Source organism: Burkholderia pseudomultivorans, from assembly GCF_001718415.1.
Classification (GTDB): Bacteria; Pseudomonadota; Gammaproteobacteria; order Burkholderiales; family Burkholderiaceae; genus Burkholderia; species Burkholderia pseudomultivorans_A.
Genome location: NZ_CP013378.1, coordinates 4,813,495 through 4,826,650, shown reverse-complemented (window position 1 = coordinate 4,826,650; position 13,156 = coordinate 4,813,495). Strand labels below are relative to the sequence as shown.

At 66.1% G+C, this 13,156-nt stretch carries 11 protein-coding genes; 4 read left to right on the top strand and 7 right to left on the bottom strand.

All coding sequences use genetic code 11. From position 1 onward, the window contains the following. Positions 1–79 precede the first annotated feature (79 nt). From WS57_RS34630 to WS57_RS34615, 4 genes are all read right to left on the bottom strand, one after another. Positions 80–1,207 (bottom strand): 2-aminoethylphosphonate--pyruvate transaminase, encoded by a 1,128-nt coding sequence (locus tag WS57_RS34630; protein ID WP_069245409.1) that lies wholly within the window; start codon positions 1,205–1,207, stop codon positions 80–82. Positions 1,208–1,254: 47 nt separating this feature from the next. Then, on the bottom strand, positions 1,255–2,982 hold the full coding sequence (locus WS57_RS34625; RefSeq protein ID WP_040128568.1) for a putative 2-aminoethylphosphonate ABC transporter permease subunit: 1,728 nt from the start codon (positions 2,980–2,982) through the stop codon (positions 1,255–1,257). After that, positions 2,979–4,070, bottom strand: a complete 1,092-nt coding sequence (locus WS57_RS34620) for a putative 2-aminoethylphosphonate ABC transporter ATP-binding protein (protein WP_059514977.1) — start codon at positions 4,068–4,070, stop codon at positions 2,979–2,981. Before WS57_RS34620 ends, WS57_RS34625 begins: the two co-directional genes overlap by 4 nt. 90 nt (positions 4,071–4,160) lie before the next feature. Next, positions 4,161–5,216, bottom strand: coding sequence for a putative 2-aminoethylphosphonate ABC transporter substrate-binding protein (locus WS57_RS34615; protein ID WP_009687354.1), 1,056 nt, complete (start codon positions 5,214–5,216; stop codon positions 4,161–4,163). A gap of 207 nt (positions 5,217–5,423) precedes the next feature. Here WS57_RS34615 and phnA point away from each other — a divergent pair, with 207 nt between their 5' ends. Together phnA and phnY are read left to right on the top strand one after the other, a co-directional pair. Then, positions 5,424–6,662: a phosphonoacetate hydrolase gene (phnA, locus tag WS57_RS34610; protein ID WP_059603315.1), complete on the top strand. Its 1,239-nt coding sequence runs from the start codon at positions 5,424–5,426 to the stop codon at positions 6,660–6,662. A gap of 26 nt (positions 6,663–6,688) precedes the next feature. Beyond that, a complete protein-coding gene (gene phnY, locus WS57_RS34605; protein ID WP_069245408.1) occupies positions 6,689–8,143 on the top strand; it encodes a phosphonoacetaldehyde dehydrogenase in 1,455 nt (484 codons plus the stop codon). An 88-nt stretch (positions 8,144–8,231) separates the two neighbouring features. Here phnY and WS57_RS34600 read toward each other — a convergent pair whose 3' ends face one another. Further along, positions 8,232–9,035 carry an alpha/beta fold hydrolase gene (locus tag WS57_RS34600; RefSeq protein WP_059516943.1) on the bottom strand — a complete coding sequence of 268 codons (804 nt, stop codon included), beginning with the start codon at positions 9,033–9,035 and terminating at the stop codon, positions 8,232–8,234. An 82-nt stretch (positions 9,036–9,117) separates the two neighbouring features. Here WS57_RS34600 and WS57_RS34595 point away from each other — a divergent pair, with 82 nt between their 5' ends. After that, positions 9,118–9,732, top strand: coding sequence for a CGNR zinc finger domain-containing protein (locus WS57_RS34595; RefSeq protein WP_059516940.1), 615 nt, complete (start codon positions 9,118–9,120; stop codon positions 9,730–9,732). Between the two features lie 24 nt (positions 9,733–9,756). On the opposite strand, the gene WS57_RS34590 is transcribed toward WS57_RS34595, so the two are convergent. Then, the gene (locus WS57_RS34590; RefSeq protein ID WP_069245407.1) at positions 9,757–10,785 is read right to left on the bottom strand and encodes a DUF3592 domain-containing protein; all 1,029 of its coding nucleotides are present in this window, start codon (positions 10,783–10,785) and stop codon (positions 9,757–9,759) included. Between the two features lie 255 nt (positions 10,786–11,040). Between WS57_RS34590 and WS57_RS37455 the strand changes: the two genes are divergently transcribed. Next, positions 11,041–11,340 carry a hypothetical protein gene (locus WS57_RS37455; RefSeq protein ID WP_155774386.1) on the top strand — a complete coding sequence of 100 codons (300 nt, stop codon included), beginning with the start codon at positions 11,041–11,043 and terminating at the stop codon, positions 11,338–11,340. On the opposite strand, the gene WS57_RS34585 is transcribed toward WS57_RS37455, so the two are convergent. Continuing rightward, positions 11,332–12,542 (bottom strand): IS3 family transposase gene (locus WS57_RS34585; protein WP_155774291.1). Its coding sequence is split into 2 segments (ribosomal slippage): positions 11,332–12,227 and positions 12,227–12,542, totalling 1,212 coding nucleotides; the frame shifts between segments, so codons are not numbered across the junction. The two genes, WS57_RS37455 and WS57_RS34585, sit on opposite strands and share 9 nt — an antisense overlap. Positions 12,543–13,156 lie beyond the last annotated feature (614 nt).

The window sequence follows — 13,156 nt, the reverse complement described above, 5'->3', positions numbered from 1 at the left end:
CGCGCACGGCCGGAAAAACCACACCGCGGCCGGCCGCGCGCGTCGCGCACGCGGCCGGGTCGTCAGGCAGTCGCGCGCGTCACGCCGCGGCTTCGGCCGATATGCGCCGCACGCCCATCGCCTTCAGCGTGTCGGCGATCGCGGCGACCGCGCCCGGAATGCCGGCTTCGCCGAAGTGGCCGATACAGCCGACGCGGAACGTGTCGACCTCGGTCAGCTTGCCCGGATACAGAATGTAGCCGCGCTTTTTGACCTCCTGATAAAACGTCTTGAAATCGTAGTTCGGATCGTCCGGCGCATGGAACGTGACGATGATCGGCGCCTGGATCGCCGGATCGAGGAACGGGCGAAAGCCGAGCGCGAGCATGCCGTCGATCAGCGCGCGGTAGTTGCGCTGGTAGCGGCCGCCGCGCGCGGCGAGGCCGCCTTCGTCGACGTACTGCGCGATGGCCGCGTCGAGCGCCGCGACGACGTGCGTCGGCGGCGTGAAGCGCCACTGCGTCGTGCGCTGCATGTAGACCCACTGGTCGTACAGGTCCATCGCGAGCGAGTGGCTGTTGCCTTCGCAGCGTTCGAGCGTGCTGCGCTTCGCGATCACGAAGCCCATTCCCGGCACGCCTTCGAGACACTTGCCCGACGCGGCGATCACCGCGTCGAACGGCGTGTGGCGCGCGTCGATCTCGATCGCGCCGAACGAACTCATCGCGTCGACGATCAACCCGCGGCCGTGCTTCGCGACGACCTGCGCGACTTCGTGCAGCGGGTTCAGCACGCCGGTGCCTGTCTCGCAGTGCACGAGCGCGACGTGCGTGATGCCCGGATCGGCGGCGAGCGCGCGCTCGATGTCGGCCGGATCGACGCGGCGGTCCTCGCGGTAGTCGAGCGTCGTCAGCCGGCGGCCGAGCACGCGGCAGATCTTCGCGATGCGCTGGCAGTACGCGCCGTTGTTCGGCACCAGCACGTGCCCGTCGCGCGGCACCAGCGTGCCGATCGCCGCTTCGACCGAGAACGTGCCGCTGCCCTGCAGCGGCACGCATTCGTGCGTGCCTTCGCCGTGCACGATCTGCAGGATGCGTTCGCGCAGCCGCGCGGTGATCGCGTTGAAGTCGCTGTCCCACGAACCCCAGTCGCGCAGCATCGCATCGCGCGTGCGGTCGGAGGTGGTGAGGGGGCCGGGCGTGAGCAGGATGGGAGCGGCGAGCGTCATGGTTTCTCCTTTGGGGAAGTCGGGGCGTCGGGTCGTGCGGTGCGAAATCAAGGACGATGCGGCGTGCGCCACGCCTGCGTGCGGCGCAGCAGCAGATGCGACACGGCAGCGAACAGCAGGCAGGTGCACGACGAGGTGGCGAGTACGAGCGTCGCCATCGCGGCGGCCGGGCCCATCTGGCCCGCGTCTTCGAGGTTCAGGATCGCGACCGATGCGGGCTGCGTGTCGGGCGAGTAGAGGAACGCGACGGCCGATACGGTCGTCATCCCGTTCACGAACAGGTAGCGTGCGATCAGCAAGATCGCGGGCAGGCACACGGGCACCGTGACGCGCAGGAAGGTCTTGTAGAACGGCACCTTCAGCGACGCGGACACAGCCTCGAACTCGCCGTCGATCTGCCTGAGCGCGGTGACCGCGGTCAGGTGGCTCGATGCGTAGTAGTGGACGACCGTGACGATCGCGAGCAGCCACAGCGAGCCGTACAGCCCGTTCAGCGGATTGCCCGGCGCGTTGAACAGGAAGATGTAGCTGATGCCGAGCACGAGCCCCGGCACGCCCATCGGCAGGATCGCGCACAGGCTGATGAAGCCGCGCAGCCAGCGTGCGCCGCGCGATTTCTCGATCAGGTAGGCGCCGCCGAACACGACGACCGTGCCGCCGATCGCGACCGTCGCGGCCATCCGCAGGCTGTTCTTGTACGCGTCGAAGATGCCGGCGCCGATCAGCCCCATCTTGTAGTGCTGCAGCCCGAGCGCCATCTGGTACGGCCAGAACTTCACGAACGACGCGAACACCGACACGCCGACCACCGCGACGAAGAACGCGCACACGATCGCGCAGTACGCGAGCATCGCGAAGTCGAAGCCGCGCGACGGCCTGGGCTGGTAAGGCGTCGAGCGCGCGCCGAGCTGCGACTGCTGGCGGCGGCGGATGAAGACGTCGACGCCGAACGCGACCAGCGCCGGGCACAGCAGCATCAGGCTCACGACCGCGCTGCGGTTGAAGTCCTGCAGGCCGATGATCAGCTTGTAGATGTCCGTCGACAGCACGTTGTACGAGCCGCCGATCACGACCGGCACGCCGAAGTCGTTGATGCACATCGTGAAGGCGACCATGGTCGCGCTGATCAGCCCGTACTTCGCGCCGGGCAGCGTGATCGTGAAGAACTTGCGCGTGCGGCTCGTGCCCATCGCGGCGGCGGCCTCGTAGAGCCGTCCGTCCGCGAGCGACAGCGCGGTGACGAGGATCATCAGCACGTGCGGGAACGACGCATACACCATGCTCAGCACGATGCCCGGCAGCCCGTAGATCGAATGGCCGTGCATCAGCGGCTTGAGCAGCCCCGCGTTGCCGAACCAGTAGATGAACGACACCGCGGACAGCAACGTCGGCGCGAGCAGCGGCAGCAGCGCGATGGTGCGCGCGGCATGCTTGAACGGCATGCACGAGCGCGTCAGCGCATAGGCGAACGTGAACGCCATCGGCACGACGATCGACGTGACCAGCGCGCCGACCGTCAGCGAATGCAGCATCGAGCGCAGCACGCCGCTGTCCTCGAGATACGCGACGAAGTTGTGCAGGCCGACGAAATGCCCGTCCGCATCGACGAAGCATTTCTGCACGACGAGCGCGAGCGGCAACAGCAGGAACATCGACAGCAGCGCGGCCATCGCGACGAGTGCGAGCTGCGCGAGACGGTCGTGCCAGTGGGTCATCTGCCGGACCTCGGCAGGGGCGGAGGCGCCGCGGCGGCGCTCGGCGAGTACGGCGCTCATTGCAGTCGCTCCTTTGCGGCGGGAAACACGCGGACATGCTCGCGATCGAGCGCGAGATCGATGCGCGCACCCGCGCATACGCCGGTGCGGTCGACGTCGCGATACGACAGGTCGGCGACGATTTCGCGGCCGTCGAGCCCGTCGATGCGAAAGCTCACGCGGCAGAACGCGCCGAGGAATTCGAGCTTCTCGACGCGGCCCGCGAGCACGTTGTCGGCCGTTTCGCCCGGCACGCGGATGCGCAGGTCTTCCGGCCGCACGTAGACCGACACCGACGCGCCCTGCGCGGGCCGCGCGCTGCCGTGCCGGCAGTCGAAGCCGACCTCGCCCGCGCGCAGCGTGCCGTCGGGCGCGACTTCGGCGGGAATCGTGTTGACGCGGCCGATGAAGTCCGCGACGAACGGCGACGCCGGCTGCCGGTAGATTTCGAGCGGCGTGCCGATCTGCTCGATCATGCCGTGGTTCATCACGACGATGCGGTCGGCCATCGACAGCGCTTCCTCCTGATCGTGCGTGACCATGATCGTCGTCACGCCGAGCCGCTGCTGCAGCGCGCGGATCTCCTGGCGCAGCCGCACGCGCACGCGCGCGTCGAGCGCGGACAGCGGCTCGTCGAGCAGCAGCAGGCCCGGCGAGGTCGCGAGCGCGCGCGCCAGCGCGATGCGCTGCTGCTGGCCGCCGGACAATTGCCCCGGATGCTTGCGATGGCTGTCGGGCAGGCCGACCAGCGCGAGCAGCGTGTGCACGCGCTCGTGGATCGCCTCGCGCTTCATCTTGCGGTTGACCAGCCCGTACGCGACGTTGTCGTACACGGTGAGGTTCGGGAACAGCGCGTACGACTGGAACACGATGCCGTAGTCGCGCAACTGCGGCGGCAGCCGCGAGATGTCGCGGCCGTCCTGCATGATGTGGCCGGCGTTCTGCGTCTCGAGCCCCGCGATGATGCGCAGCAGCGTGGTCTTCCCGCAGCCGGACGGCCCCAGGAAGCAGATCATTTCGCCCTTCATCACGCTCAGGTCGATGTCCTTCAGGACCTGCGTGTCGTTGTACCGCTTCTCGATGCGTTCTACGCTCAGATAAGGTGCCATGCGCGCCTCCGTGCTGCGGCCGGCCGCGAGGCCGGATTCGACGATGAAAAGGGGAAGCGGGGCGCGGCGGCCCCGCGGCGGGTCATGGCCTTACTGCTGCGTTTTCGCGCCGTAGCGCTTCTGCCAGGTATCGAGGATCGACAGGCGGTTCTTCGCGGACCACACGAAGTCGTTCTTCACGAGCAGGTCCGCGTAGTTGTCGGGAATGCCGGCGAGCTTGCGCGCGACGCCCGGATACGCGACGATCGCCCACCAGCGCGCGGTGATCTCGTTCGCCTCCTTGCTCGCCATGAAGTCGGCCAGCTTTTTCGCCGCTTCCGGCTGCCTGGTCGTCTTCATCACGGCGGTGCCTTCCATGTCCCAGCCGAGGCCTTCCTTCGGGAATACCAGGTCGATCGGCGCACCCTGCGCCTGCAGTTCATGGCCGCGGAACTCGAACGAGATGCCGACCGGGAATTCGCCGGTGCCGGCGAGCGTGCAGGGCTTCGAGCCCGAATGCACGTACTGCGCGACGTTCTTGTCCAGCGCATCCATGAACTTCCAGCCCTTGTCTTCGCCGAAGGTCTGCAGCCATGCGGTCACGTCGAGGTAGCCGGTGCCGGACGACACCGGGCTCGGCATCACGATCGCCCCCTTGTAGACCGGCTTGGTCAGGTCCTCCCACGACGTCGGCTTCGGAATGCCCTTCGCTTGCCCGACGACGCGGTTGTAGCAGATGGTCGCGCCCCATACGTCCATGCCGACCCAGTGCGGCGGCGTGTTCGCGTCGCTGTACTTGCGCGTGAGCTGGTCGAAGCCTTTCGGCGCGTACGGCATCAGCATGCCCTGCAGGTCGAGCAGCGTGAGGCTCGATGCGGCGAGGCCGAGCACGACGTCGGCGCGCGGGTTGTTCTTTTCCGCGAGCAGCTTCGCGGTGACCGAGCCGGTCGAGTCGCGCACCCAGCGGATCTCGATGTCGGGGTTCGCCTTCTCGAATGCGTCCTTGTAGGGCTTCATCGCCTCGTCTTCCAGCGCGGTGTAGACGAGCAGCGACGTCTTCGCGTGCGCCGCCTGCGCCGCGCCGAGTGCGACCGCGGCGGCCAGCGCAACGCGGGCCGCCCCCGCCGCCCACCCGTTGAAACGCTTGGATACCGGCATTTCGTTCATCTTCAGACCCCTTGACTGTGACGCCGCGGCACGCGGCGGATAGGTGGAGACCAGCCCTCTGCTCTACGGAACATTGCTTTCTGTTCTCTGCATGTTGTTGACAATCTACAAATCCTCGATTTTAATGTCAAGCATGGAAAACACCCCCTCGGCGCGGCGCGGGCGCCGACAGCCCAACCTCTCTACGCATCGAAAGGACTGAACGTCATGACTGAAACGCCTGTTTCCGTGGAAGTGAACGGCCGCCGCTACAACTGGATGAACCGCCCTGTCGTGGTGGTGTGCGTCGACGGCTGCGCGTACGAATATCTGGAGGAGGCCGCCGAGGCCGGTGTCGCGCCGTTCCTGCGCACGCTGCTGAAGCCCGGCACCGCGCTGAAGGGCGAGTGCGTGGTGCCGAGCTTCACCAATCCGAACAACCTGTCGATCGTGACGGGCGTGCCGCCGGCGGTGCACGGGATCAGCGGCAACTACTTTTACGATCGCGACACCGGCGCGGAAGTGCTGATGAACGATCCGAAGTACCTGGTCGCGCCGACCGTGCTCGCGACCTTCGCCGAGCAGGGCGCGCGCGTCGCGGTCGTCACCGCGAAGGACAAGCTGCGCCGCCTGCTGGGCAAGGGCCTGAAGGGCATCTGCTTCTCGTCGGAGAAGGCCGACGAGGCGAGCCTCGTCGAAAACGGCATCGACAACGTGCTCGAGCTGGTCGGCAAGCCGGTGCCGAGCGTGTACAGCGCGGACCTGTCGGAGTTCGTGTTCGCGGCCGGCGTGCGCCTGCTCGAGACGCGCCCGATCGACCTGATGTACCTGTCGACGACGGACTACGTACAGCACAAGTGCGCGCCCGGCACGCCCGGTGCGAACGCGTTCTACGAAATGATGGACGGCTACCTGAAGCGGCTCGACGAGCTCGGCGCGATCGTCGCGATCACTGCCGACCACGGGATGAACGCGAAGCACGACGGCGAGACCGGCGAGCCGAACGTGATCTACCTGCAGGAGCTGTTCGACGAGTGGCTCGGCCACGATGCGGCGCGCGTGATCCTGCCGATCACCGATCCCTACGTCGTGCACCACGGCGCGCTCGGCTCGTTCGCGACCGTGTACTTGCCGGCGTCGACCGACGTCGACGCGCTGCGCGCGCGGCTCGCCGCGGTCGACGGCATCGAGCTCGCGCTGAGCGGCGCCGAAGGCTGCGCGCGCTTCGAGCTGCCGCCCGCGCGGATGGGCGACCTGATCGTGATCTCGAAGCAGGACGTCGTGCTCGGCACGCGCCGCATCAAGCACGACCTGTCCGGCCTCGACGTGCCGCTGCGCTCGCACGGCGGCCTCTCCGAGCAGATCGTGCCGCTGATCTTCAGCAAGCCGGTCGCCGCCGACGTCGCCCGCCGCGCGCGGCTGCGCAACTTCGACATCATCGACATCGCGCTCAACCATCTGCAGTAAGCACGCATCCGGACCAGGAGACACCCATGAATGCCATTGCAGAACCGACGGCCGCTCGCGGGATCCGTCATGAAGCACTGCGAATCGACGGCGAGCGCATCCGGCGCGATGCGGTGATCGAGGTGCGTAACCCATACGACGGCGCGCTCGTCGGCACGGTGCCGAAGGCGACGCTCGACGACGTGCGGCGCGCGTTCTCGGTCGCGCGGGCGTACCGGCCGTCGCTCACGCGCCACGAGCGCGCGGCGATCCTGCGGCGCGCGGCCGAGATCGTGCGCGCGCGCACCGCCGACATCGCGGCGCTGATCACCGCCGAAGCCGGGCTGTGCGTCAAGGATTCGACGTACGAAGCGGGACGCGTCGCCGACGTGCTGACGTTCGGCGCCAGCGAAGTGCTGAAGGACGACGGACAGATCTTCTCGTGCGATCTGACGCCGCACGGCAAGAAGCGCCGCGTCTACACGCAGCGCGAGCCGCTGCTCGGCGCGATCTCCGCGATCACGCCGTTCAACCATCCGATGAACCAGGTCGCGCACAAGGTCGTGCCGTCGGTGGCGACCAACAACCGGATCGTCGTCAAGCCGTCGGAGAAGGTGCCGCTGTCGTGCTACCTGTTCGCGGACATCCTGTACGAGGCGGGCCTGCCGCCGCAGATGCTGCAGGTGCTGACCGGCGACCCGCGCGAGATCGCGGACGAACTCGTCACGAACCCGGCGATCGACCTGATCACGTTCACCGGCGGCGTGGCGATCGGCAAGTCGATCGCGTCGCGGATGGGCTATCGCCGCGCGGTGCTCGAACTCGGCGGCAACGATCCGATCATCGTGATGGACGACGCGGATCTCGACGAGGCGAGCACGCTCGCGGTGTCGGGTTCGTACAAGAACTCCGGGCAGCGCTGCACTGCGATCAAGCGGATGCTGGTGCATGAAGCGGTCGCCGATCGCTTCACCGAGCTGGTGGTCGAGAAGACGCGCGCGTGGTCGTACGGGAACCCGGCCGATCCGTCGGTCGACATGGGTACGGTGATCGACGAAGCGGCCGCGAAGTTCTGCGAGCAGCAGGTCAACGACGCAATCGCGCGCGGGGCGCGGCTGCTGGTCGGCAACGTGCGCGAAGGCGCGCTGTATTCGCCGACGGTCGTCGATCGCGTGACGCCCGACATGCCGCTGGTCAAGTACGAGACGTTCGGGCCGGTGTCGCCGATCATGCGTTTTCGCGACATCGACGAAGCGATCAGGATGTCGAACAGTACCGACTATGCGCTGTCGTCGTCGATCTGCACGAACCGCTTCGATGCGATCACGCGCTTCATCACCGAGCTGGAAGTCGGCAGCGTGAACGTGCGCGAAGTGCCGGGCTACCGGCTCGAGCTGACGCCGTTCGGCGGTGTGAAGGATTCGGGGCTCGGCTACAAGGAAGGCGTGCAGGAGGCGATGAAGAGCTTCACGAATACGAAGACGTATTCGCTGCCCTGGTGAGCGTCCGGCCATCGCGCGATGCGTGCGTGCCGACCGTCGCGGAGGGGGCCGGGCGGCGCGCATGCATGCCGGTCGATCGGGTGTGCGACTACGTGTCGAGCACCGCCGCGACGATCGCTTCCGGCGCATCCTCCTGCACGAGATGGCCCGCGCGCGGCACGCGGATCAACGCGCCGTTCGCGATGCGATCGGCGAGCGCCTGCCCCTGCGCGAGCGGAATCCATCCGTCGTCCTCGCCCCAGACGATGCGCACCGGAAAGTCCGGCGCCGCATAGCGGACTTCCATTTCCTCGATATAGCGCTGGCGCATCTGCGCGATCTGGCGATAGAACGCGGGCTGGCCGGCCGGCGTGAGCCACGGCGAGCGGTAGATCGACAGCGCCTCGTCGCTCAGCGGCCGCGCGGCCGCATTGCCGATATACGCAGACACGAGCGCATGGTGCGCATAGGCCGGCAAGCCCGCGAACGCGGCTTCGTGCTGCGCGACGTGCCGCACGAACGGCGAGCCTTGCGGCGCGATCGCGACCGGGTTCACGAGCGTCAGGTCCGCATACGCGACGCCGTCCAGAAAATGCGCGCGCAGCACGGTCGCGCCGCCGTAGTCGTGCGCGAGCACGCGCGGACGCACGAGCCCCCATTCGCGCAGCATCGCGCCGAACAACGCGTTCTGCCGGCCGAGCGAGACGTCCGCATCCGGCATGTCGGACTGGCCGTAGCCGAGCAGGTCGTAGAAGAACACGCGATGACGCCGCGCGAGCCACGGCGCGATCCGCCGCCACACCTGCGACGAAAACGGCGTGCCGTGCACGAGCACGAGCGGCGGGCCATCGCCGAGCGCGCCCCAGGCGATCCGGTGACCTTCGAAATCGAAGCGATTGGCGAGTTCGAGCATCGGCTTCTCCGTGCTAACCTGTTTAAAGGTGATAACAGGTTACTCCGGATCGGCCGGACATGAAACCGATAGGTGAAAATAAATGGTTACTCGACACGACCGCGGGCTGCCGGCGACCGAATGGGGCACGGCGGATTTCGTCGGCGGCCATCCGGCGCTCGACTTTCTCAACACGGTGGCCGATACGGGCAAGACGCGCGACGCCGACAAGTTCGTCGACTGGCCGGCCGTGCGTGCCTGGGCCGCGAAGTCGGGGCTGCTGGCGCCGGCGGATCTGGCGCGGTTTCAGCGGCATGTGCGCCAGGACGGCGCCGACGAACTGGCCGCGCTGCAGCGTTTTCGCGAGGATGCGTATGCCGCGATCCGGCATCTGACTGCCGGCGACGGCGGCAGCGCCGGCGCGCGTGCGGTGGAGCGGCTGGCCGGCGCGATCCGCGAGGCGGTCGCGCGCAGCGCATTCATCGCGGTCGACGGCCGTTTCGCGTGGCGGCCCGACGCACGGGCGGCGTCGCGCTGGATCGACGCGGCCGCGCTCGGGTTCGAGCAGTTGCTGCGCAGCGACGATTTTGCGCGCGTGCGTCAGTGCGGCCGCTGTACGTGGTTCTTCGTCGACCGCGGGCGCGGTGTCGGACGCCGCTGGTGCGACATGCGCACCTGCGGGAACCGCGCGAAGGTGGAGGCGTTTCGGGAGCGGTGAGCGTGGCGGTTTCCGCTGCTGGCGCTACTGCACGATTTCCGGCGGGCGCTGCCCCGGCCATAGCGTCGCCGCGATGATCAGTCCGGCGATCATGAACGGCGCGCCGATCACGAACAGGATCGCGGCGAAGCCCCAGCGATCCCAGAAGCGGTCGACGACGGCGCGTTCCGGCGTGACGGGGTCGTACAGCACGGTGACCGCTTCGCCTGTGTGCAGCGTCGAGTGCGCGGACGCCGGGCCTTGCGCGAACGTGACCAGTCGGCCGCTGTCGGTGGTGAACGCGACCATCGCCGAATACAGCGACGCGCGCGAGCCGGACAGGTGAGTGGTTTGCGCAAGCTCGACGACGCGGCCCGTCGCGTGCGCGTAGTGGCGCACGATCTGCCACTGGCGCAGGCCGGTCGCGCCGGCGCTCGCGAGGAAGCCGGTGCCGATCGCGATCGGGATCAGCACGAGCGCGATATCCCAGCGATGTCGTGCGCGGGCGTCTGCGGCGGCGGCCGGGTCGCGGCGGCGCTCGCCCGCATACAGCAGGCCGCCGATCGCGAACGATGCGATGGCCAGCAGCGCGGGCACCGCGGCGGGGAGCCAGCGCTGCGCGAAGTCGTCGATCAGCGCGGGGCGTTCGGGATGGGCGGGATCGAGCAGCACGTCGACGCGCTGGCCGATGTCGTAGGCGGGGACGGTCGATGCGGTGCTGCCGGCGATTTCGCGGCGCTGGCCGTCGCCGGCAAGGTAGCCGACGATCGGCCGGTACGCGCGCATCGTGTCGCTGTCCTGCACGATGCGCACGATGGTGCCGGGCACGCGAATCAGGTGCCCGGTCGCGCGGCCGGTGGTGACGGCGAGTGCGCCGGCGAGCAGCAATAGCACGACGCCGAGCATCAGCGCGGCGAGCGCGTTCCTATGCGGCACGGCCGGACCCGCTGCAGGCGCGGCAGGGCGAGTTCGGGCGGGGGCGCGGCGCGTTCCGGTGGACGGGTCGATGTCGGCGCGACCGTGCTCTCCGAATGGTCGCGTCTCGCTCACATGCTTCCATGTCTGACGTCCCATGTTCTCTCAGTGCCGGTGCGGAAGCGGCGTTTCCGTGCCGGTCGTGTGATTATTTGTCGGAGGATTCTAGCGGAAACGGCGGGGGAGAGGGGGTTGGGTGGGCTTGCTGATGTGAAGGGGACGGCTATGGGTGTGAAAGGAAATAGTTGGGCAGCGGAAGCTGGAGGGCTTTTGGAATGTCACCGGTATTGCCAGGCGGAAGAAGAATGGCGCATTTTCAAAGACTAGTAGTGCGATAAGTGCGGAGGAAGAAAAATGAACAAAGAGGACTTGGACTATATAAAAGAGTTGAAATTGAATGGATCGTGTTACGCATTCGACGACCGCTTGGTTGGGGTTGTCAGATTGCTAATAATTTATAAGGGTGAGGGGCTGTTTTTTCAGGAAAATGGCCGAGCGTTGATTTGTGAGATATCTGCGCGTAACGCGATTTTTAATAAGGGCAGCTTGAAGAAGTGGGATGATGGCACATCACTAGATGCGCAAGACAAAGAGAGGGTTGCCGCCCTTATCGCTGGAGTTGACCCTGTAATCCCGGACACGGCATCACACTAAGGTTGCTGAATCCATCGAGCGCCGGAACTCGCGAGGCGAGCGGTATTTCAGCGCGCTATGGGGATGCTTCTCGTTGTAATGCTCGAACGCGATGGCCAAGTTGCGTGCGGCAGTCGCTGCGTCCGGCTTCGGCATGAAGGCGACGTAGTCGCGTTTCATCGTCTTCACGAAGCTCTCTGCCATCCCATTACTTTGTGGGCTGCACACCGGTGTGGTCAATGGCTTCAGGCCGATGGCCACTGCGAACCGGCGCGTGTCGTCGGCCGTGTAGCCCGAACCGTTGTCGCTCAGCCACTCGATTTCGGACGGGGTATGCAGTTCGTTGCCAAACCGATTTTCCACTGCAGCCAGCATCACGTCGCGCACGATGTCGCCGCTGTGACCTGCTGTCGTGGCTGCCCAGCTCATCGCCTCTCGGTCGCAGCAATCCAGCGCAAACGTCACCCGCAGCGGCTCGCCGTTGTCGCAGCGGAACTCGAAGCCGTCCGAGCACCATCGCTGATTGCTGCGCGCGACGGCCACCTTGCCATCGTGCCGACGTTGCGGCCGAGGCGGGGCTGGACGCCGTTGCATCAGCAGACCGTGAGTGCGCATGATGCGATAGATGCGCTTCGCATTGAACGGCACCTGTCCGGCAGCAATGCGTTCATTGCGCAGCGAGCCCCACACCCGGCGATAGCCATAGCTGGGCAAATCGCCGACGACTCGGCGGATTTCCTCGACCACGCTCGCATCGTCCGTCTGCCGCGATTGACGGCCATCGCGCCACGTCGCCGGACGCGACAGTCGTGCCGATACGTTCGAGCGCGACACGCCGAGAACTTCACAAACCAGTTTCACTGGTCGTCCTCCGGCAGCGAGGGCGAGTGCGCTATCCATTTTTTTGCCCGGCCGTACTCGACTGCTTCGCGGAGAATCTCGTTCTCCATGGTCTTCTTGCCGAGCATCCGTTGCAGCTCGCGAATCTGCTTGAGCGCGTCGGCCAGCTCTGAGGCCGGAACCACTTCCTCGCCAGCCTTGACCGCTGACAGGCTCCCATCCTGGTACAGCTTGCGCCAGTGGAACAGCTGGTTCGGGTTCACGCCGTGCTGCCGCGCGACCATCGAAACCGACTTCCCTGGTTCGAAACTCTCGCGAACCATCGCCAGCTTTTGCTCCGCCGTCCAGCGCCGCCGGCGCTCCGGGCCCGTCAACACTTCCATCACTTCCTGCCTGGTGTTAGTCAAAAACACAGTCTTATGCCTACCCGTTATTGTAAGTGGGTGACTGTGTCCGGCGTTTCAGGGGGCTGCTCCAATCGCAAAATACTACACGCTTGCCTATAAGGATGAGCTAACCTTGGTCTAAGCGGGCTGAAAAGTGGAAGGCTTCCGTTTTGATGAACTCAGCAGTTGATCTGGTGAGAGAGATTCTGTTTTACTGCTGACGGAAAAGATGCGTATGCTAGTGCCGACGGCATCTTCGCCGGAAGTTTTTGCGACTATGCTTACTGAGCATAAAGAAGATTTATCAAAGGCGCTTGCTAGTCTCGAGAGGCGCTGATTGTTGCGATGCGGGAATACAGCTTTGTTCGTTAAACCGAAATTCTTGGGAATCGCTGATGGGACGCAAGTCCTCTATCTGGAAAGGGGACGATAAACAGGAGGACCTGATTCCCGGCACACGTTTGCCCACTGTCGCAAGCGATCTTGGTATGCATCAGCTGTTGGATCTCGAAGCGTTCCAGGGCGTTGTGAACTTCGACAGGAAGAGAAGCCCCTCGGCGTCAGAGTGTGAGATTGCTTGTGCGGTCAACTATTGCCGAGAGAAGGGCGAC

Bases quoted from the DNA above. Each gene is read 5' to 3' on its own strand.
- WS57_RS34630 (WP_069245409.1), bottom strand. From the start codon at position 1,207: ATGACGCTCGCCGCTCCCATCCTGCTCACGCCCGGCCCCCTCACCACC.
- WS57_RS34625 (WP_040128568.1), bottom strand. From the start codon at position 2,982: ATGAGCGCCGTACTCGCCGAGCGCCGCCGCGGCGCCTCCGCCCCTGCC.
- WS57_RS34620 (WP_059514977.1), bottom strand. From the start codon at position 4,070: ATGGCACCTTATCTGAGCGTAGAACGCATCGAGAAGCGGTACAACGAC.
- WS57_RS34615 (WP_009687354.1), bottom strand. From the start codon at position 5,216: ATGAACGAAATGCCGGTATCCAAGCGTTTCAACGGGTGGGCGGCGGGG.
- phnA (WP_059603315.1), top strand. From the start codon at position 5,424: ATGACTGAAACGCCTGTTTCCGTGGAAGTGAACGGCCGCCGCTACAAC.
- phnY (WP_069245408.1), top strand. From the start codon at position 6,689: ATGAATGCCATTGCAGAACCGACGGCCGCTCGCGGGATCCGTCATGAA.
- WS57_RS34600 (WP_059516943.1), bottom strand. From the start codon at position 9,035: ATGCTCGAACTCGCCAATCGCTTCGATTTCGAAGGTCACCGGATCGCC.
- WS57_RS34595 (WP_059516940.1), top strand. From the start codon at position 9,118: ATGGTTACTCGACACGACCGCGGGCTGCCGGCGACCGAATGGGGCACG.
- WS57_RS34590 (WP_069245407.1), bottom strand. From the start codon at position 10,785: ATGGGACGTCAGACATGGAAGCATGTGAGCGAGACGCGACCATTCGGA.
- WS57_RS37455 (WP_155774386.1), top strand. From the start codon at position 11,041: ATGAACAAAGAGGACTTGGACTATATAAAAGAGTTGAAATTGAATGGA.